At 65.4% G+C, this 20395-nt stretch carries 20 protein-coding genes; 14 read left to right on the top strand and 6 right to left on the bottom strand.

What is annotated here, in order from left to right; all coding sequences use genetic code 11:
• Window positions 1-37 precede the first annotated feature (37 nt).
• Genes EYS21_RS11270 through EYS21_RS11260 form a run of 3 tightly spaced genes read right to left on the bottom strand, consistent with a single transcriptional unit; the run spans window position 38 to window position 3581 of the window.
• Window positions 38-1057, bottom strand: a complete 1020-nt coding sequence (locus EYS21_RS11270) for a LacI family DNA-binding transcriptional regulator (protein WP_242633392.1) — start codon at window positions 1055-1057, stop codon at window positions 38-40.
• Between the two features lie 17 nt (window positions 1058-1074).
• Complete coding sequence (locus EYS21_RS11265) at window positions 1075-2655, bottom strand: glycoside hydrolase 43 family protein (protein ID WP_131133307.1); 1581 nt, start codon at window positions 2653-2655, stop codon at window positions 1075-1077.
• On the bottom strand, window positions 2652-3581 hold the full coding sequence (locus EYS21_RS11260) for a PmoA family protein (protein ID WP_242633391.1): 930 nt from the start codon (window positions 3579-3581) through the stop codon (window positions 2652-2654). Before EYS21_RS11260 ends, EYS21_RS11265 begins: the two co-directional genes overlap by 4 nt.
• 307 nt (window positions 3582-3888) lie before the next feature.
• On the opposite strand from EYS21_RS11260, the gene EYS21_RS11255 reads away from it, so the two are divergent.
• The 6 genes from EYS21_RS11255 (at window position 3889) to EYS21_RS11230 (ending at window position 11039) form a co-directional block, all read left to right on the top strand.
• Window positions 3889-5193, top strand: coding sequence for an ABC transporter substrate-binding protein (locus tag EYS21_RS11255; protein WP_131133306.1), 1305 nt, complete (start codon window positions 3889-3891; stop codon window positions 5191-5193).
• Window positions 5194-5240: 47 nt separating this feature from the next.
• Window positions 5241-6194, top strand: a complete 954-nt coding sequence (locus EYS21_RS11250) for a sugar ABC transporter permease (protein WP_131133305.1) — start codon at window positions 5241-5243, stop codon at window positions 6192-6194.
• A 10-nt stretch (window positions 6195-6204) separates the two neighbouring features.
• The gene (locus EYS21_RS11245) at window positions 6205-7101 is read left to right on the top strand and encodes a carbohydrate ABC transporter permease (RefSeq protein WP_131133304.1); all 897 of its coding nucleotides are present in this window, start codon (window positions 6205-6207) and stop codon (window positions 7099-7101) included.
• 113 nt (window positions 7102-7214) lie between these two features.
• The gene (locus tag EYS21_RS11240) at window positions 7215-9242 is read left to right on the top strand and encodes a pectinesterase family protein (RefSeq protein WP_131133303.1); all 2028 of its coding nucleotides are present in this window, start codon (window positions 7215-7217) and stop codon (window positions 9240-9242) included.
• Window positions 9214-10746: a right-handed parallel beta-helix repeat-containing protein gene (locus tag EYS21_RS11235; protein WP_242633390.1), complete on the top strand. Its 1533-nt coding sequence runs from the start codon at window positions 9214-9216 to the stop codon at window positions 10744-10746. Before EYS21_RS11240 ends, EYS21_RS11235 begins: the two co-directional genes overlap by 29 nt.
• 83 nt (window positions 10747-10829) lie before the next feature.
• Window positions 10830-11039 (top strand): dodecin, encoded by a 210-nt coding sequence (locus EYS21_RS11230; RefSeq protein ID WP_131133302.1) that lies wholly within the window; start codon window positions 10830-10832, stop codon window positions 11037-11039.
• A 60-nt stretch (window positions 11040-11099) separates the two neighbouring features.
• On the opposite strand, the gene EYS21_RS11225 is transcribed toward EYS21_RS11230, so the two are convergent.
• Both EYS21_RS11225 and EYS21_RS11220 read right to left on the bottom strand, forming a co-directional pair.
• A complete protein-coding gene (locus tag EYS21_RS11225) occupies window positions 11100-11318 on the bottom strand; it encodes a hypothetical protein (RefSeq protein WP_131133301.1) in 219 nt (72 codons plus the stop codon).
• A 136-nt stretch (window positions 11319-11454) separates the two neighbouring features.
• Complete coding sequence (locus EYS21_RS11220; protein WP_131133300.1) at window positions 11455-12354, bottom strand: helix-turn-helix transcriptional regulator; 900 nt, start codon at window positions 12352-12354, stop codon at window positions 11455-11457.
• Between the two features lie 186 nt (window positions 12355-12540).
• Here EYS21_RS11220 and EYS21_RS11215 point away from each other — a divergent pair, with 186 nt between their 5' ends.
• From EYS21_RS11215 to EYS21_RS11190, 6 genes are all read left to right on the top strand, one after another.
• The gene (locus tag EYS21_RS11215) at window positions 12541-13374 is read left to right on the top strand and encodes an aldo/keto reductase (protein WP_131133299.1); all 834 of its coding nucleotides are present in this window, start codon (window positions 12541-12543) and stop codon (window positions 13372-13374) included.
• Between the two features lie 39 nt (window positions 13375-13413).
• Window positions 13414-14385, top strand: a complete 972-nt coding sequence (locus tag EYS21_RS11210; RefSeq protein ID WP_131133298.1) for an aldo/keto reductase — start codon at window positions 13414-13416, stop codon at window positions 14383-14385.
• Window positions 14379-15410 (top strand): NAD-dependent epimerase/dehydratase family protein, encoded by a 1032-nt coding sequence (locus EYS21_RS11205; protein ID WP_131133297.1) that lies wholly within the window; start codon window positions 14379-14381, stop codon window positions 15408-15410. Before EYS21_RS11210 ends, EYS21_RS11205 begins: the two co-directional genes overlap by 7 nt.
• 304 nt (window positions 15411-15714) lie before the next feature.
• Window positions 15715-16548, top strand: coding sequence for an aldo/keto reductase (locus tag EYS21_RS11200; RefSeq protein ID WP_131133296.1), 834 nt, complete (start codon window positions 15715-15717; stop codon window positions 16546-16548).
• Window positions 16549-16682: 134 nt separating this feature from the next.
• Window positions 16683-16949 (top strand): GlsB/YeaQ/YmgE family stress response membrane protein, encoded by a 267-nt coding sequence (locus tag EYS21_RS11195; protein WP_131133295.1) that lies wholly within the window; start codon window positions 16683-16685, stop codon window positions 16947-16949.
• Between the two features lie 110 nt (window positions 16950-17059).
• A complete protein-coding gene (locus EYS21_RS11190) occupies window positions 17060-17539 on the top strand; it encodes a hypothetical protein (RefSeq protein WP_131133294.1) in 480 nt (159 codons plus the stop codon).
• Window positions 17540-17705: 166 nt separating this feature from the next.
• Here the strand turns inward: EYS21_RS11190 and EYS21_RS11185 are convergent, their stop codons facing one another.
• Complete coding sequence (locus tag EYS21_RS11185; RefSeq protein WP_131133293.1) at window positions 17706-18353, bottom strand: DM13 domain-containing protein; 648 nt, start codon at window positions 18351-18353, stop codon at window positions 17706-17708.
• Window positions 18354-18531: 178 nt separating this feature from the next.
• Here EYS21_RS11185 and EYS21_RS11180 point away from each other — a divergent pair, with 178 nt between their 5' ends.
• Together EYS21_RS11180 and EYS21_RS11175 are read left to right on the top strand one after the other, a co-directional pair.
• Window positions 18532-19173, top strand: coding sequence for a DUF2510 domain-containing protein (locus EYS21_RS11180; RefSeq protein ID WP_131133292.1), 642 nt, complete (start codon window positions 18532-18534; stop codon window positions 19171-19173).
• 924 nt (window positions 19174-20097) lie between these two features.
• Window positions 20098-20395, top strand: a 298-nt coding sequence (locus EYS21_RS11175; protein ID WP_131133291.1) for a hypothetical protein, incomplete at its 3' end; no start/stop codon positions are given.

Here is a 20395-nt window from a genome sequence, read left to right as displayed (position 1 = left end):
TCGAGACCCGCCGGTGGTCGAGCGTGTCGAGACCCGGCTAGCGCACCCGCGGCGGGGCGGTAGTGCCTCGGACCACCAGCTCGGTGGCGACTTCCAGCGCAGCGGGAACAGCCGGGCCCTGCTGCTCGAGCTGTTCCACCACGATGCCCACGGCCATGGACGCCAGCTGCGCCAGCGGCTGGCGGACGGTGGTCAGCGGCGGGGACATCAGCGCGGCCTGCGCAATGTCGTCGAAGCCCACAATGCTGATATCCCCCGGAATCTTCAGCGAGCGCCCGGCGGCGGCGTTCATGACGCCCAGCGCCTGGAGGTCGTTGGCGGCAAAGATCGCGGTGGGAGGCTCCGGCAGGTCCAGGAGGTCCCCGCCGTGGCGGACGCCGGACTCAATGCTGAAGTCGCCGTCGCGCACCAGTTCAGGCAGGACCGGCAACCCCGCTTCATGCAGGGCGGCAGCGTACGCCGCGTACCGCGCACGGCTGTGTCCGGAACCATGCCCCCGGCCGGTGATGATGCCGATCCGGCGGTGGCCCAGCTCCAGCAGGTGGCCCACCGCGGCGAGCGCTCCGGAGAACGACGCCGGGCTGACGCTGGGGATGGTGAGCCCTTCGGTTCCTTCCGGATCCACTGCCACCGCGGGGATGTTGAGGCTCCGCAGTGTGGTGACCAGCCGCGATCCGCGCCGCGGAGCCAGCAGCACCACGCCGGCGAGCCGGTTGGCCGAGGATTCGCGGAGCTTCCGCCAGTTCTCGGCGGTGGCGTGCTCTGCCCGCGTGTACACAATCGAGTAGCCCAGGCGGGCCGCAGCGGCCTCGGCGCCTTCCATGATTTCCAGCACCCAGGGCGAGTCGAAGTTGTTGACCACCAGCTGGAGGAGTCCCGGCTGGTCAGCCGGGACGTTCCGTTTGGTGTAGTCGAGCTCCTCGAGGGCCTGGCGCACTTTGGCCCGGGTTGCCTCGGAGACGTGCGAACGGCCGTTGAGCACTTTCGACACGGTGGGAACGGAGACGCCTGCCGCTGCGGCCACATCTGCGATCTTGGGGCGCGGAGTGGCGGTCAACGGCTGGGTCCTTGCGATCATCTGGAAGCGGTGGCGGCAAAGTGCGGCATGACTGCCCGGCGGACCGGCGCAGTCTCGACCCGCACGGGTCCAACGATAACACTGCCGCTTTCCTGCGAACCCAGCGGTGCCGCGGTGAAAACGCCCAGTTCAGCGCCGATCCACTTGCCCTCCACCGCCTCGAAGTGCCAGCCCTGGACCTCCCACGGCTCGCCCGGACCGGTCCGCCAGGCGAAGGTGGAGCGCGGCCTTCCGTCCGTCCGGATCTGAAGCTCGATCCTTGCACTGTCCAGGGGCACCTGGCGTCCAGGCCGCTCCTCATGCGGGCCTTCCCCGCCGGTACCGCTTCCCAGCACAAAGCCGTCGGCGGTCCGGATAATCCCGAGCCAGGCGTACCTCTGACCCAAAACCACGACGCCGGCCCGGGTACCCACCGGAACATCGTCCAGTTCCAGCGTGGTGGTGAAGGTTGACGGGGTGCCGGGCAGGATCTGGCCCAGCACATTGGGCAGTTCGCGCAGGTTGACCGGATCGTTGGCCTGCGGGCGCAGGACCAACTGCCCTCCCCCACCCTGGAAGGACCAGCACTCGCGCGGATTCGCCTGCCAGTGCCATTGCGGCCCCAGCCACGGCGAATCAAAGCTGTCGCTCGCCGGCGGCGCCACGTCCTTCGGCGAGGTTCCCACGGGATAAGGGTGGCTGGCCACCGGAGTGCCAGGGCCGCCGTCGTCCGCGGGAGTTCCCATCCACGGCCAGCCGTCCTCGCCCCACCCCATGGGCTGGAGGTGGACCACCCGGCCGTAGGGGCCGCGGTCCTGGAAGTGCAGGAACCAATCCTGGCCCGTCGGCGTGGTGACCCAGGCGCCCTGGTGCGGGCCGTTGACGTCGGAGTTCCCCTGTTCCAGCACTTTCCGCCCCTCGTACGGGCCGAACGGCGACCGAGAGCGGAAGACCGACTGCCAGCCCGTAGCCACGCCGCCGGCCGGGGCGAAGATCCAGTACCAGCCGTCCCGCTTGTAGAACTTCGGCCCTTCCAGGGTGGTGTAGCCCGGGAGGTCGGCGCCGTTGATCACGTGGGTTCCGTGGTCCAGGAGCCGGCTCGCGTCGGGGCTCATCCGGTGCACGGTCAGCCGGTTCTTGACGCCGACCCGGCTGTGCGCCCAGCCGTGGACCAGGTAGGCCTCGCCGTCCTCATCCCACAGCGGGCAGGGATCGATGATGCCGCGGCCGGCGTAGAGCAGGTGCGGAGCACTCCACGGTCCTTCTGCCCGCTCGGCGCTCAGGACGAAAATGCCGTGGTCGGGGTCCGGGTAGAAGATCCAGAAGCGGCCGTCGTGGTAGCGGAGGGCCGGTGCCCAGACTCCGCTGCCGTGGCGCACCAGGGAGTAGTGGCTGCCCTGGGGCAGTTCGGGAAGGGCGTGGCCGGCATGTTCCCAGTCCACGAGGTTCCGGGACTTCAGCACGGGCAGCCCCGGCACCCTGTTGAAACTCGACGCGATGAGGTAATAGGTCCCGCCCACCTGGACGGCATCCGGGTCAGGCCAGTCGCCGTTGAGGATGGGGTTGGTGTAGACGGGGATGGGAGGCCGGGTTGTCATGATGTCCTGTCGGTTTGGCCGGGGCGGCTGAGTCGGGGGTGCTGCTGGAGGAGTTCGAGGGCGCGGGCGGGAGTCTGCACCGCACCGTCGTGGATGACGGCGTGCAGGCCCAGCCTGAGCGGAGTGTTGTGGCCTGCGCGCGCAGGTTCGGACCAGGCCACTGCAGGTCCCGCCCCCAGGTAGCCTTCCGCCCGGATGAACCACGGGAGCGGGCGTTCCGGGTCCTGGGCGAGCACAACACTGACGGGTGCGCCGTCGATCCGGAGGCTGACCGCCAGCCAGGGCGAGCGCGAACCATGGGCCGCATCGGCGCCGCTTCCGGCGTCGGACAGGACCAGCGGGTCAGCGCTGCCCTGGGGAAACCGCCAGAAGATTCCGCCGTATCCGGCGCCTGCCCGGCCCTTCACGGCCGACGACGACACCTCCAGCTGCTCCACGCCCGCCGCCGGGCGGATCACCGAGGACAGTGAGAGGCTCCACGTGCCGGGCTCCGGATGGGCAAAGTACTCCAGGTGCCGCTGCTCGACGGCGAGTTCGCCGCCTGAGTGCGACCGCCAGGAGACAGCGCCGGATTCGCTGCCGGTGCCGCCATCCGCTTCCCCATCTGCGGTTGATTTCCAGCCCTGCGGCACCTGCGTTCCATGGTTTGCCAGGAGCACCGGGCCGCTGGCGGCAGTGAAGGTGGAACCGCCCCAGAAATTTGTGCCATTGACGTCGGAAAAGGCTATGGACAGGCCCAGGTGGTGCGGGTGGTCGGCAGGCGCGGCTTCCGTGACGGTGGCGCCGCCCAGGGACCGAATCGGGTGAAGGTAGGGCCGTGGCGCGCTGGTGGCGGGCTGCTGCCGTCCGGTGCAGTGGGTGCCCAGCGAAGAGACCGGGCCCGTAAGACCGGGGGCCGCGGCCGGCGGCGGGGTGTGGATGGCCAAGCAGACCTCCTGGTTGGGTGGCGTGTCCGGGATGTGTGGATCAGCATAGCCATGTCAGAAATCTTCGGCAAGTAGTACAGAAAGTTTCCGTTGTTTCTGATCGCAGAACTTTCAAAATTGTGTTGACAGTCACAGGGTTTTCTTGCTAGAAATCGTTTACTCAAAAGTTTTTCAGCAGTTCGGACCCACACTCACCTGAAGTTGGCGTTCCGGGCGCAGGATCCACACCAGAAAGTTTCCTTGCTACTGGAGATTTGCACGTAGCCGGAACAAGCCCGACATACCCCCGCTAGAGAGGCGTCATTCGATGAAGAAGACCACGAGCACCCCTATTCCGCGCAGGATCATCCTGGGTGCAGCACTGACCGCGGCCGGGTTGGCCCTGAGCGGCTGCGGAGGGGCCACCTCCCCGTCCTCCGGCGGCAACGTCGAGCTGAACTTCGTGTACTGGGGTGACTCCAACCGCGCCAAGATGACAGATGCCGCGATCAAGATCTTCGAACAGAAGAACCCGGGCATCACGGTCAAGAGCGAATACCAGGACAGCGGGCCCTACGCCGACAAGCTGGCCACCCGCTTCGCCGGCGGCAACCCCCCGGACGTACTGAACATGGCCAACCGGACCCTGCTCGAATACGCCCAGCGCGGCACCCTGGCCGACCTGAAGACGCTGTCCGAGATCAACCTCGACAAGATTCCGGCGACGATCCAAAGCCGGGGCGAAGTCGACGGCAAACTGTACGGCCTGGCCACCGGCGTAAACCTGATCGGCATGGTGGTCAACAAAACCATCACGGACCAAGCCGGTGTGACTATCCCGGACGACAAGACCTGGAGCTGGGAGGACTACGCCAAGTTCGCCACCGAGGTGACGCAGAAGACCGGCGGAAAGATTTACGGAGCGGGCTACGACGTGGCCACGGAGACCGGCCCCATCCTGTTGGCCCGGCAGCGCGGCGAGGACTTCTACACCAAGGACAATAAGCTCGGCGTCAGCGAAGACACCATCCGCGAGTGGTTCCAGTACAGCGTGGACCTGCGCAACGCCGGCGGCTACCCGCCTGCCGGATTCTTCGAACAGATCGGCGGCTCGCCGGCGCAGTCCTACCTCGCCAAGGGAACGGTGGCTTCCCAGATCATCCCCATCAACAACTTCCGCGGCTACAACGAAGCATCAGGCGGGAACCTGGTCCTGCTCCGCATGCCCGGTGAAACCACGGAAAAGCGCCGCGGCTACTCCGCCGATCCCAGCATGCTCTGGTCCGTTGCCGCCAAGTCCAAGCACCCCAAGGAAGCCGCCAAGCTGCTGAACTTCCTCATCAACGACGTCGACGGCGCCGCCGAGACACTGACCCAGCGCGGCGTGCCGATCAACCCCGAGGTGACAGAAGCCATCATGCCCAAGCTCGGTGCGGATGACACGAAGTTTGTGCAGATGGTGGCCGACATCCAGAAGGACGAACTGGCGCCCGCCTACGTCTACCCCAAGGGCGCCAGCGTCGTGGCTGACACCCTCAAGCAGCTCGCAACTGAAGTTGAGTTCGGCCGCGTCACCCCGGCAGATGCCGCCAAGACGTTCCTCGAGAAGAGCAATGCCGCCATCAACAAGTAGCCGCCCCACGCTCAGATACCCAGCTAAGCAGATAGGAGCCTGACGCCATGTCAGTGCTGACCAAGCAAGCCCCCGGTGCGGCCGCCACCCTGGCCGCACCGGGACGCCGTAAACCCAAACGGGGCCTGTCGAGGCGCACCAACCAGCGCTCCGGCTACCTCTTCCTGCTGCCGTGGTTCATCGGCATGCTGTTCACGATCATCCCGTTCTTCGCCTCGCTCTACCTGGCCTTCACGGACTACAACCTCTTCACGGAGCCCAACTTCGTGGGCCTGGCCAACTTCCAGGCCATGTTCGAGGACCCGCGCCTCCTGCAGTCGCTGAAGGTCACGTTCATCTACACCTTCGTCTCCGTACCGATCTCGCTGGCCATCGCGCTGCTGGTGGCAATGGTCCTGAACCGGGGCCTCAGCGGCCTGTCGATTTACCGCTCCGTGTACTACCTGCCGTCCCTGCTGGGCGGCAGCGTGGCCATCGTGATGCTGTGGCGCTACATCTTTGGCAACGAAGGAATTGTGAACGGCTTCCTGGGACTGCTCGGCATCCAGGGACCGGCCTGGGTCACGGACCCCGAATTTGCGTTGAGCACCCTGATCGTCCTGAACGTGTGGACGTTCGGCTCACCGATGGTGATCTTCCTGGCCGGCCTGCGGCAGGTCCCGGCCATGTACTACGAGGCCGCCTCCATCGACGGCGCCTCCAAGTGGCGGCAATTCCGCAACATCACCCTGCCGCTGATCAGCCCCATCATCTTCTTCAACCTCATCATGCAGCTCATCGGATCCTTCCAGACCTTCACCCAGGGCTATGTGATGAGCGGCGGCACCGGTGGCCCGGCTGATTCCACGCTGTTCTACAACCTGTACCTCTACCAAAAGGGCTTCACCGAATTCGAGATGGGGTATGCCTCCGCGATGGCGTGGCTGCTGTTGATGATCATTGCGATTTTCACCGCCATCAACTTCATCGCGTCCAAGTTCTGGGTCTTCTACGACAATTAAGGCAACCGCAATGGCTCTCCTCGAACTACCCACCAAAAACAAGCAAAAGAAGGACGTGGCCCCGGAAGATGCCCTGACCGGCACACCCGGCACCCGCTTCTCCCGCCACCTGATCCTGTGCCTGGTAGGCCTGGTGATGCTGTACCCGCTGCTGTGGCTGATCTCCAGCTCCTTCAAACCCAGCAACGACATCTTCCGCCAGCTGGGGCTGTGGCCGGATAACTGGGACTTCAGCAACTACGAACAGGGCTGGACGGCGTTGAACCAGCCGTTCCACGTCTACCTGATCAATTCACTGATCGTCGTGGTGTTCTCCATCATCGGGAACATCTTCTCCTGTGCCCTGGCCGCCTACGCGTTCGCCCGGATGGAGTTCACCGGCCGGAAGCTCTTCTTCGCCCTGATGCTGGGAACGCTGATGCTGCCCGGACACGTGCTCCTGGTGCCGCAATACATCATCTTTTCCCAGCTTGGCTGGCTTGATACGTACCTGCCGCTGATCGTGCCGAACTTCATGGCCACCAACGCGTTCTTCATCTTCCTGATGGTCCAGTTCATGAAGGCCCTGCCCAAGGAGCTCGACGACGCCGCCCAGATCGATGGCTGCGGCCCCTTCCGGACATTCCTGCGCGTCATCATGCCCCTGTGCGTGCCGGCCATGGCCACCACCGCCATCTTCACGTTCATCTCCACCTGGAACGAGTTCTTCGGCCCGCTGCTCTACATCCAGAACCAGGACCTCTACACGGTTCCCCTGGCGCTGCGCGCCTTTATGGATTCCGAAGGCCAAAGCATGTGGGGCCCCATGTTCGCCATGTCCGTGGTGTCCATCGCCCCGATCATCGGCTTCTTCATCGCCGGCCAGAAATACCTCATCAACGGCATCGCCACCACCGGGCTCAAGTAACGCCCGCAGCGCTTTCCGAACGCATCGCTGACTGAACACTGCTTACTGAACATCCCGTAATGAACGCGCCCGCGCTGGAGGCTGCCCGGGCACAAAAACAAAGGAGTTTTTGCATGAGTTTGCGACGTCTATTAGGTGCGGCCACCGCCGTCGTGATGCTGGGAAGCCTCACGGCACTCCCGGCCGCCCACGCAGCCCCTGCCGGTTCCGGCAGCACCGCCCAGCAAAACGGGGCCCTGGTTCCCGCGACAACCCCGGACGCGGCGGGAACACCCGAGTCGATGTGGAAGCAGACCCCTGACGGTTTCGCTTCCCTTCCCGGCTACGGACTGGCCGGAACCACCGGCGGCCAGGCCGGCAGAATCGTCACCGCCTCCACCATCCAGGAACTCAAGGACTACGCGGCGGCCAGCGAGCCGCTGGTGATCTTCATCCGCGGCACCCTGACGGCCACCGACTACGTCAAGATCCCGGTTGCAGCCAACAAGAGCGTCATCGGTGTGGGCGCCGGGGCCGAAGTGGTGAACGCCGGCTTCAAGCTCATCAACGTCTCCAACGTCATCTTCCGGAACTTCACCGTCCGGGACGCCTACATTCCGGGCGACTGGGACGGCAAGAGCCCGGAGAACGACCGCGACGGCCTCCAGCTGGACACCACCCATCACGTCTGGGTGGACCACATGAAGTTCGAACGCATGGGCGACGGCCTGATCGACACCCGCAAGGACTCCGACCTCATCACGTACTCCTGGAACGTCTTCGCGGACAACAACAAGGCCCTCGGTGTTGGCTGGACCACCAACGCGGTGACCCGGATGACCATCCACCACAACTGGATCCGCAACACCACCCAGCGCAACTTCAGCATCGACAACACGGCCGCAGCGCACGTCTACAACAACTACCTGCAGGACATTGGCCAGTACGGCATGATGGGCCGCAACGCCGCCAAGGTGGTGCTCGAAGGCAACAGCTTCAGCGCCGTCCAGGATCCGATCGTCGCCAAGGATCCCGCCACTGAAATCGTGAACCGGGACAACATCTTCAACGGCACCCGCGGCCGCAAGGACAATGTCGGAGCAGCCTTCGATCCCACCCAGTACTACGCCTACCAGAAGGACGACGCCGTCCGGGTCCCGGAGCTCGTTGCTGCCGGCGCAGGGCCATTGGAGAACAGCGCCCCGAACAGCACCACGGAAATCACCGTTGCCCTGGACGGCACCGGCGACTTCGGCAGCCTCCAGGCCGCGATCGGATCCGTCCCCAGCGGCAGCACCCTCCCCCGCACCATCACGGTCAAGCCCGGAACCTACCGCGAATCGGTGAACATCTGGGCAGACCGTCCCAACCTCACCATCCAGGGCGCCACAGCCAACCCGGCCGACGTCGTCATCAGTTACGACCTCCCGGCCAATGGCGTGAAATTCTTCGGCGGGACCTGGGGCGCCGGCGGCAGCGCCACCCTGAACGTCCTGGCCGAGGGAACCACGGTGCGGAACCTCACGGTGGAAAACGCCTACGACGAGGCCGCCAACGGAGGCAGCCAGGCCCTCGCGGTCCGGTCCGTGGCAGATAAGGTGACGTTCGACGGCACCCGCTTCCTCGGCAACCAGGACACCTACCTCGCAGACACCACCGGCCGTGACGCCACCGCCCGCACTTACCTGAAAAACTGCTACATCGAAGGCGACGTGGACTTCCTTTACGGCCGCGGGACGGCGGTCTTCGACGGCTGCACGATCCACTCCCTGGACCGCGGCAGCGCCACCAACAACGGCTACATCGTGGCTCCCAGCACTAAGAACTCCAACCCGTACGGCTTCCTGATCGTGGACAGCACCCTCACGTCCGACGCCGCTCCCGGAACCGTCAGCCTGGGCCGGCCCTGGTTCGCCAGCAGCGATCCGGACGCGCACCCCATGGCCGTGATCCGCGACTCCGTCCTCGGCAGCCACATCGCCGTCCAGGGCTGGTCCGGCATGAGCGGCCACGCCTGGACCGAAGGACGGTTCGCCGAATACAACAACAGCGGACCGGGCGCCTACGTCAACGGGTTCCATCCCCAGCTCACACCCGCGGATGCCGTCAAATTCACCAAGGAGGCCTTCCTTGGTGACTGGACCCCGACGGGACGTGGCTGAGATGGCACAGGCACAATCACAATCACAATCACAGGACCTGAACATCCGACGGCGGACCCTCCTCGCGGCGGGACTGACGGCTGGCACGCTGGTTGCGTCCGGCCTGCTCAGCCCGGCAGCGACGGCGGCCGACACCGGCGGCGTGAGTCCCGCCGTCGGCAGCTCCGGCTTTGCAGAAGCGGGATTGCCCGTCAACCGCGCACTCGGCGGCGGATCTGCCGGCACGGCCTGGACTGAGGCGCCGGAAGGCTTCGCCGGCGTCGCGGCGCACGGACGCGCCGGCACCACCGGCGGGGCGGGCGGCCGGCTGGTCCATGCCAGCACCCCGGATGAGCTCCGGGCCTTCGCCAAGAGCACTGAGCCGCTGGTGGTGATCCTGCATGGCGAGCTGGTGTTCCCGCAGTACGAGAAGCTGACGGTGACAGCCAACAAGTCCTTCCTTGGGGCGGGCGAAGGAGCGGCGGTGGTGAACGCCGGCTTCAAGCTCATCAGCGTCTCCAACGTCATCTTCCGCAACTTCACGGTCCGGGACTCCTACATCCCCGGTGACTTCGTGGGGAAACGCCCGGACAACGACAGGGACGGGATCCAGATGGACACCAGTACCCACGTCTGGGTGGACCACATGTATTTCACCCGCCTGGGCGACGGCCTGGTGGACATCCGCAAGGACTGCGACAACGTCACGCTGTCCTGGAACGTCTTTGCGGACCACAACAAGGCCCTGGGCGAGGGCTGGACCCAGAACGTGGTCACCCGGCTGACCCTGCACCACAACTGGATCCGGAACACCCACCAGCGCAACGCCAGCCTGGACAACACCGCGGCGTCCCACGTCTATAACAACTATCTGGAAAACATCTCCAACTACGGCATGCTGGGACGGAATGCAGCGCTGCTGGTAGTGGAGGGCAACTACTTCCGGGATGTCCGGAATCCGCTCCACCACCAGGGCCCTGGCGGCGAGCTGGTGGCCCGGGACAACGTCTTTGAACAGTGCACCGGAAATACCGGCCAGGAACGGGGCCAGTGCTTCGATCCGGCCGCGGCGTACGCCTACGAGCTGACACCCACGACGGCGGTTCCGGCGCTGGTGCGGGCATTCGGCGGACCGTTGGGCGGGACGGAATCCGCGCCAGCCCGCGTCATCACCGTCGCCCTCGACGGCACCGGAGACTTCGCCAGCATCAGGGCTGCCGTCGGGGCCATCCCGCCGAACAACGCCGGTCCCGTCACGGTGCTGCTCCAGCCCGGCACCTACCATGAGCCTTCGGTGATCTGGGGCGACCGGCGCAACGTCACCCTGGCCGGGGCAACGGGAAATGCCGCGGACGTGGTGCTGACCAACAGTGAAGGAGTCACCCTGGTGGTGGCTGCGGACGGTTCAACGGTGCGGGACCTGACCGTCACCTCCGACGCCCCACAGGACGGCGATGTCCTCCGTGCCACGGGGAGGAATGTCATCTACACCAACGTGGCGGTTCTCAACGGAACATCCGGCTAAGGGCTGGCCAACGTTCCTGAAGTCCTACTAGGCTTCGAGAACGGCCCGCAACCGGGAATCGAAGGCGATCACGAGGAGCGAAGTTGTCCAACCACACGTACAGCATTACTGAAATTGTCGGCACCTCCGAAGAAGGCGTGGACGCGGCAGTCCGCAACGGGATCGCCGAGGCCGCCAAATCGCTGCGCAACCTTGACTGGTTCGAGGTCAAGGAAATCCGCGGTCACCTCGAAGATGGCAAAGTTGCCGACTGGCAGGTGCGGATCAAGCTCGGTTTCCGCCACGAAAGCTGACCTGCCTGAGTTCCAAGAGTGATGGCCGCGTCCTTTGGACGCGGCCATCACTCTTTAGCTTTAGTTGGACGAGACGATGCCTGTGGTGCGGCGGCGCCACACGGTGGGCACGCCGTCGAACGCGGGGAACACGTGGCCCTCGAAAAACGACAGGACCGTGTGCGGGTCGGCCTCGGGGCTCCAGAGTCCGGAGGCGGGGCAGTGTGAGCCGGTGCTGGCGGTCCGGCCGTTGCTGGCCGCGTTGGCCTGGCGTTCCTGGAGCAGTGCGATGCGTTTCATCGTTGAGACCATCCTTGGTGGAGAAAAGTTTGTCCTTCAAGCCTAGGAAAGCCGCGGCTCACTCCCAATGGACCGCTGGCCAGAATCACTTGGACAGGCTGGACAAACGCACAACGCAGGCCCCGCGTGGCTGCAACTACTGCCGGTTTTCGGGGACCGCCGGCGGCGCCGCGGCTGCGGTCCGAGGCTGCTCCGCCGGCCCGGCACCGGCGCCAAGGCTCAGCAGGGCCAGGGCGTCCGACGACGGCGAGCCGGGCTTTGCGGAGTACACCCGGAGTGCCTGGTCGGGATCGTCGGGCAGGACAAGGTTTTCAAAGTTCAGTTCCAGGTCTCCGACGGACGGGTGGTGGAGCCGGACGCTGCCGGCGGACCGTGTGGCCACGCGGTGCCCTGCCCACCATTGGCGGAATTGCTCGCTGTGGACGGCGAGCTCACCCACCAGCTGGTTGGCCTGCGCATCATTGGGATGCCGCCCGACGTCCACGCGGAGCGCTCCGGCCGCTTCCGCCGCCACGGTCTTCCAGTCGCGGAAGAGCTCCCGGGCACCGGGGTCGAGGATCAGCCAGCGGGTGAGGTTGCGCTCCTGGGGCGGAAGGGCCGGGAAATCGGTGAAGAGAAGGAAGGCCATCCGGTTCCCGGCGAGGACGTCGGTCCGGCGGCCCAGCACCATGGCCGGGACGTCGCCCACGGCCTCCAGTAGCTGGCGGAGCGCCGGACGGACAGCCTGCGCAGGTCCGGGCGAGCGCGTGCTGGCCGCGCAGTTTTCCAGGAGGTCCATCATGTGCGCATGCTCGCCCGCGTCCAGCCTCAGGGCCCGGGACACCGAGTCCAGCACGGTGCGCGACGGGTGGATGTTCCTCCCCTGCTCCAGGCGGATGTAGTAGTCCGTGCTGACGCCTGCCAGCTGCGCCACCTCCTCGCGCCGGAGGCCGGGAACGCGGCGCGCGCCGGAAGTGCTGTTCGCCCCGGCGTCTTCCGGACTCAGCCGGGACCGCATGGCCTTCAGGAATTTTCCGAACTCGGCGCTCTGACCCATGCACCCTATTCTGCACGGCCCCGGCAGGGACTTTCTACAACGAAGGTAGGACTGCCAGTCCTAGGAAAAACAGGGACAGGGTCAAGGGCTGACTATCGGCGCAAAAGTGCATAGGCTCATGGGAGAGCCTTCCCGAAAGCGTTTTCTCACCCATCACTTCCTGTTCATCAGCAAAGGAGCCACCCCATGTCAGAGCTGACACCGGAGACAACACTGAACAACGGCGTCACCATCCCCCGGCTGGGCCTCGGCGTCTTCCAGGTTCCGCCTGAGGACACGCAGCGGATCGTCGAGGACGCGCTGGCTGCAGGCTACCGCCACATCGACACGGCAGCCGGCTACCGCAACGAGGCCGGTGTGGGCGCGGCCATCGCCGCCTCGGGCATTCCACGCGAGGAAATCTTCGTCACCACCAAGCTCCGCAACGGCGAGCAGGGCCGCGCGCAGGAGGCGTTCCAGAACAGCCGCAAGAAGCTGGGCCTGGACTACGTGGACCTGTACCTCATCCACTGGCCAGTCCCGTCGCAGGGGCTCTACGTCCAGGCGTGGAAGGAGATGGAGCGGCTGTATGAGAACAAGCAGATCCGCGCCATCGGCGTTTCCAACTTCCTCTCCGACCACCTGGACACCCTGCTGGAAGCCGCCGAAGTTCCGCCCGCCGTCAACCAGATCGAGCTGCACCCCAGCTACCAGCAGGCCGAACTGGCCGCCAAGTGCCGCTCGCTGGGCATCGCGGTGGAGGCCTACAGCCCCTTGGGGCAGGGCGGGGACCTGAACGGGAACGCCGTCACCGCCGTCGCGCAGGCGCACAACGCCACCACCGCGCAGGTGGTGCTGGCCTGGCACCTCGCAGCGGGCACCATCGCCATCCCCAAGTCCGTGGACCCGTCCCGGATCCGCGAAAACTTCGCGGCCACGTCCCTCGCGCTCAGCGACGACGAACTTGCGGCCATCACGGCGCTGGAGTCCGGTGCGCGCATCGGTTCCGATCCCGCCGTCGCGGCCTTCACCCAGCTCTAACCGGGCCTCGACAGGCTCGACCACCGAAAGGACCACACAATGCAGTACACGCACCTTGGCCGCTCCGGCCTGAAGGTTTCCCGCCTCTGCCTGGGCACCATGAACTTCGGCCCCCAGACCGAGGAACCCGATGCGCACGCCATCATGGACTCTGCGCTGGAGTCCGGCATCAACTTCTTCGACACCGCCAACGTGTACGGCGGCACCGGGCACCGCGGCTGGACTGAGGAAATCATCGGCCGCTGGTTCGCGCAGGGCGGCGAGCGCCGCGAACGGACTGTCCTGGCCACCAAGCTCTACGGCACCATGACGGACCGTCCCAACGAGTCCAGGCTCTCTGCGCTGAACATCCGCCGGGCGCTGGATGCGAGCCTGAAGCGCCTCCAGACGGACTACATCGACGTCTACCAGTTCCACCACATCGACCGCGATACGCCGTGGGACGAGATCTGGCAGGCCATCGAGGTTGCCGTCCAGCAGGGCAAGATCCTCTACTCGGGAAGCAGCAACTTCGCCGGCTGGCACATCGCCCAGGCGCAGGAGGCTGCCCGGCGCCGGAACTACACGGGCCTGGTCAGCGAGCAGTCCATCTACAACCTCTTCCGCCGCGAGGTGGAGCTCGAAGTCATCCCGTCTGCCCAGCAGTACGGCCTGGGCCTCATTCCCTGGTCGCCGCTGCAGGGCGGGCTCCTGGGCGGTGTGCTGAAGAAGCAGGAACAGGGCGTCCGGCGGGCCGAAGGCCGGGCCCTGGAAACCCTGAAGAAGCACCAGGACCAGATCCAGCAGTACGAGGACTTCGCGGACGACCTGGGCCACGCCCCCGGCGACGTCGCGCTGGCCTGGCTGCTGCACCAGCCGGCGGTCACCGCACCGATCGTGGGCCCGCGCACGCAGGAACAGCTCGACGCCGCCGTCCGGGCTTTGGATGTCACGCTCGACGCCGACGCGCTCAAGCGGCTCGATGACATCTTTCCGGGGCACCGCCCGGCGCCCGAAGACTACGCGTGGTGAATCCACTCGGACCTGAGGCCGACACGGTCGCGCCGAGGAGCATCCTCTTCATCGGCGGCACCGGGGTCATCAGCGCGGCGGCGGCAGAACGCGCCGTCGCGCTGGGGCACCGGCTGACCATCCTCAACCGTGGCCAGTCGGCGGGACGGCCTGCGCCGGACGGCGCCGAAGTCCTGCACGCGGATGTGCGTGACGCGTCCGCCGTGCGGGACGTGCTGAACGGACGGGAGTTCGACGCCGTCGCGGACTTTATTGCCTTCACTCCGGACCAGGCGCGGGCCAGCATGGAGCTGTTCCGCGGCCGGACCGGGCAGTACGTGTTCATCAGTTCAGCGTCGGCGTACCAGAAGCCGCCCACCCGGCTGCCCATCCTCGAGTCCACTCCCCTGAAGAACCCGTTCTGGCAGTATTCACGGGACAAGATCGCATGCGAGGACCTGTTGTTCGAGGCGTACCGCTCGGAGGACTTTCCGCTGACGGTGGTGCGGCCGTCCCACACGTACGACCGCACCAAGATCGCCATGGTGGGCGGCTGGACGGACGTGCACCGGATGCGGGCAGGACTGCCGGTGATGGTGCACGGCGACGGGACCTCGCTGTGGACCCTCACCCACAGCCGCGACTTCGCCAAAGCCTTTGTGGGGCTGTTGGGCCGGCCGCAGGCCGTGGGCGAGAGCTACACCATCACCTCTGACGAATACCTGCCGTGGAACCAGATCTACCGGCTGTTCGCCCGGGCGGCCGGCGTTGCCGAGCCTGAGCTGGTCCACGTGGCCTCGGAAACCATCGCCGCGCACAGCGCCGAGCTGGGGGCCAACCTGCTGGGCGACCGGTCCCACTCGGTCATTTTCGACAACACCAAGATCAAGTCCCTGGTCCCGGGCTACACCGCCACCATTCCGTTCGCGGACGGAGCCCGGGAGATCGTGGACTGGTATGACGCCCACCCTGAACTGCAGGCAGTTGACCAGCAATTCATGGACCTGAGCGACCGGCTGACCGGCTGGGCCCGCAGCTTGGGGTGAGTCGAATCAGCTGGTGGGCGCGTTATAGGGGCCGCGCGCAACTTCTCCCCGCCGCGCGGTCATTTCCCCGGGAATCGCGTGGGGGATTGGACCGTGGGGAGGGGAAACGCCACTGGGAAACGTTTCGGGCGGGCTACCGAACTTCTGAGAAAGTAGACGAGTCCGGCCGTCGGCCCGTTTCTACCACGTCCCGAAAGCCGGACCACGTATCCGACGCAGCCCGGACAGTGCTCGGCTACAACGCCGGAAATATTCTCCGGGCATTCGAGGGCTAGGAAGGGCGAAAGCACGAGAGACTGTTGAAATGACTCTTTCACCGCTCATCACGCTCAATGACGGTTACAGCATCCCGCAGCTGGGGCTCGGCACCTGGCCGCTGGACGACGATCAGGTGGCTGCCGCCGTCGTCAGTGCCGTGGAAGCCGGGTACCGGCACATCGATACGGCCGTGAAATACGGCAACGAGGAAGGTGTGGGCAACGGTATCCGGGCCAGCGGGGTGGACCGCAGCGAAATGTTCGTCACCACCAAACTGGACGGCCAGTTCCAGGGCCACGACCGGGCTGCGGCAGGGTTGGAGGGGTCGCTGAAACGGATGCGGCTGGACTACGTGGATCTCCTGCTGATCCACTGGCCTCTCCCTTCCCGTGATGAATTCATCTCGACGTGGAAGACGTTCGAACGGCTCCAGGCGGAGGGGAAAGTCCGGTCCATCGGGGTCTCCAACTTCAAACCGGCCCACCTGGAGCGGCTGCTGGCCGAGACGGACGTGGTGCCGGCGGTCAACCAGATCCAGCTGAGCCCGGCGATCACCCGCGTGGCCGAACGCGAGTTCAACGCCAGACACGGAATTGTTACCGAATCGTACAGCCCGCTGGGCGGTTCCGGGGCGAGCCTGCTGGGCGCTCCGCTGCTCTCCCAACTGGGTGAAAAGTACGACAAAACGCCCGGGCAGCTCGTGTTGAGGTGGCATGTTCAGAACGGACTTGTGGTCATTCCAAAGTCGGGCGATCCGGAGCGGATGAGGGATAACCTTGACGTGTTCGATTTCGCCCTGGATCCGCAGGATCTAGCGGAATTGGCCATACTGGACGAAGGTCCCGGCGTGGGCAACGATTCGGACTTAACCGGGCACTGAACCATGCTTGGAATGGCCCTCTTCCGAACCTTGGGGTTGGCAAATCGATAGTAAGCATGATTACTATTGAGGCAGAAGGATGAAGCGTCCCCGGGATCCGGGTACCTCCTTTATGTAGGAAGAGGAACGACAAAATGGGTTTTTTCGCATTCTTGATTCTCGGCCTTATTGCTGGTGCGATCGCTAAGGCGATCCTCCCGGGCAAGCAGGGTGGCGGCATTTTCATCACCTTGCTCCTGGGCGTCGTAGGAGCATTCCTCGGCGGCTGGATTGGCGGAATGATTTTCGGTACCGGCCTGCAGGAGTTCTTCTCGCTGCAGACCTGGCTGCTGGCCATCGGCGGAGCGGTCATCGTACTGCTCGTCTACGGCATGATCACCAAGCGCAGCGTCCGTAGCTAACTGCGGCACCAGCCAGGAGACCGGCCTGGGGAGAACCTCCCCGGGCCGGTTTTCTTTTCCCCCGGGCACTGGACCGGATTGAAAACCTTCTCACGGAGCAGGAGTTCATCATGAAATCAAAACTTCTTTTGGGTATTGGGATCGCCGCAGGCTACGTCCTGGGGTCGCGGTCCGGCCGGGCGGCGTACGACAAGCTGAAGGCCCGTGCAGCGGGTCTTTGGGACAGCAAGCCCGTCCAGGACAAGGTGGCGGCCGCCACGGAAGCCATCAAGGAAAAGGCTCCGGAGGTGGCGGACCAGTTGGGTGAGGCGGCCCGCCGCGCAGGAACCGTGATCGGCTCAGCCATGCACCACGACACAGCGTCCAGCAACGGCAAAGCCAAAACGTCCGACGTCGGCGCCTCTTTCGGTGGGTCCGGCACCGGCGACCACGTCCCGGCTCACAGCACGCACCCGGAAACGGTCAACCTGGGCACGTCGGATGTTGAGTCCGATCCCGCCCTGAACGACGCCACGGGCCAGGACTGGTCCGACGAAGGCGGTGCGACCCGAGCCGGCGCGGCCACCAATGTGGATCCCAAGCGGGACTGAGCCACGGGGTTCCGGAACGTTCCGGACGAAAAGTTACGCTGCTTCTACTCCACGTAGAGTGCACTCGCCGTAACTGTGCTACAACTGATTGACCTTGCTGGCCGTCGCGATCCTTGGGGGACGCGGCGGCCGGCGGCGTTTCACGGTGTGGCCGCGAAGTACCGGTTCAGGCGACCAGCTCGGCAGCCCCGAACGAGACGCTGAACTGGACGCACCACAGGTCCACCGCCGGGTACTGCGAGAGGTCCACGTCAGCGGGAATCTGGTACACCTGATTGCCCTGATTTCCCTTGATCATGCCGAGGTCGTAGTACTCCGCAGAGCCGGCCGTGAACCATCCCGCCGTCCCCTCCACCACGTGCGCAGCACTGAGCCAGACGTGCACATCCGGTCCGTTGGACGTATCCAGGTTTTCCAGGGTGAGCACCCTGGAACCATCCGGCTGCTGAACAATCCGGACGGTGCCCGTGGTGGTGTGTTCGTGGCTGATCAGGCTGCCCACGGCGAGCTGTACCGGGCCCGTGGGAGGGGGTGTCGGCGTCGTCGTTGTTGATGGTGGGGTGCCCGGCGTCGAGGTGCCCGGCGTCGAGGTGCCCGGCGTCGACGTTAGGGGCGTAGGCGGCGTCGGTTGTGCCTGCGCGGGAGCGCTGGCAACGATGGGGAGCTGTTCGTCCACCCTCACGTCCACAAAGAGCAGCCACGGCTTGAACACCACAAACCCAATCACGAGTGCTACCGCCGCAACGGCCGCCGCGACAGTCCAGTTTCGGCGTCGTGAAGGACTGGGCTTTTCGCTCGCCGACTTTCCGCTCATGGAATCATCGTCCGCGCTTCCGCTGATCGGCGCAACGGACGCTCAGCAATGCCGCACGGCACATTTCGGAAGCCCAAACTGCAACTCCCTGTTGCCTCTCGCCAAAGCGCTGAATGAGTGCTGTGATGAGTGTCAGATAGTCCGTGCGTTACGCGCGGCGTGGGACGGTGGAGCGAAAATGAGCACTTCGGGCGGCGGCCCCGTTATTCCTCCAGGCTGGTACCCCGATCCCGCAGGGACGGGGCGGTTCCGGTGGTGGGACGGTTCGGCGTGGACCGACCAGTTCAGCACGCCGCATGTTCCAACGGCCTACGCCAATCCGTACGCGACTACGCCATACGCGCCCCAACGACCACTCATCAGCCGCGAAACACCGGTCTATAACCCGCTCATTTGGACCATTTCGCTGCTCCCGCTGCTGACTATGGCGCTGCTGCTGTTTTGGAACCCGGATTTCCGTGTCATTTACGTCGGAAGTCAACAGAGGCCAACGGTGGACCCGTCGTCGATCTTCACGCCGGTCTATTTCCTCCTCGTCTTCTCGGGCTTCCTGACCTACGCGGCGACTGTTCTGCTGGCCTATTTCGACAGCGAACGGCTCAAGCGCGACGGCGTCACCAGGCCGTTCCACTGGGCGTGGAGCTTCCTCAGCGGCCCGGTGTACGTGATCGGCCGCTCGGTGATCGTCGCCAAGGTTGCTCCGGGCCGGGGGCTCGCGCCCATCTGGGTGCTGATCGGCGTTGTTTTCCTCAGTTTCGTGGTGACCACCATCAAAATGTCGGCGCTGATGTCCTCAGTGGTTGGCTCCATTCCCAGGTGAGCGGCCGGGCACCGGCTGTGGGAGTGACCTGAGTTCGGTGCCTGCCAGGTTTGAATGTCGTACCCCCTTGGCAGAGTATTCCTATGGAGGCCATTGCGGGTCAGCAAGCGGAGCACAGCAGTTCAACTGCCGTGCTGACGCGTGCCGGGGCTGCTCCGGGGACCGCTCCGGATGGAGCGGTCCCCGGCGGCACCAGGGTGAGACGCCCTTGGTCGCCATGGGTTCTTCGGCAAGGAAACGGTGCCGGGCTTAATTGTCGTACCCCTTTGAAAGAGTGTTCCTATGGAAGCTCTTAGGGTTCAGCGCACGGGGCACGGCGGTCACGCCGGCCTGCGCACGCGCGCTGATTCCCCTGCTGGGGGCGCTTCCAAGACTCTGATGTTCGACGGCGGCGCCCGGCCAGCTGCGCTCCGGTTTTTCCCGTCCCGCCGGCTGGTTCTTCGGCTCGGAATCGGTGCCGGGCATAATTGTCGTACCCCTTTGAAAGAGTGTTCCTATGGAAGCTCTTAGGGTTCAGCGCACGGGGCGCGGCGGTCATGCCGTCCTGCGCACGCGTGCTGATTCGCCTGTTGGGGGCGCTTCCAGCAGCCGCGATTTCGGCGGCGGCGCCCGGCCAGCTGCGCCCCGGTTTTTCCCGCCCCGCCGGCTGGTTCTTCGACCCGGAAACGGTGCTCGGCTTAATTGTCGTACCCCTTTGAAAGAGTGTTCCTATGGAAGCTCTTAGGGTTCAGCGCGCAGGGCACGGCGGTCATGCCGGCCTGCGCACGCGTGCTGGCTCGCCTGTTGGGGGCGCTTCCAAGACTCTGATGTTCGATGGCGGCACCCGGCCAGCTGCGCCCCTGTTTTTCCCGCCCCGCCGGCTGGTTCTTCGACCCGGAAACGGTGCTCGGCTTAATTGTCGTACCCCTTTGAAAGAGTGTTCCTATGGAAGCTCTTAGGGTTCAGCGCGCGGGGCACGGCGGTCATGCCGGCCTGCGCACGCGCGCTGATTCCCCTGCTGGGGGCGCTTCCAGCGGCCGCGATTTCGGCGGCGGTTCACGGTCCGACCGGCCTGAACGGCCGGGCGTCCGCTGCGCTGCCCCGTTCACAGAGGCTGCCGGGCTGCAGGACACCGCCGAAGCCACCGGGCTCGCTGAGGCTGCCGAAACCGCCGGGCTCGTTAGTGCTGTTGAAGCGGCCGGGTTCGTTGAAGCTGCCGCGCCGGCCGTGAGTATTGAGGCCG

The organism is Arthrobacter sp. S39 (assembly GCF_004320525.1).
Lineage (GTDB): Bacteria > Actinomycetota > Actinomycetes > Actinomycetales > Micrococcaceae > Arthrobacter.
This window is presented reverse-complemented; position numbering and strand designations above follow the sequence as displayed.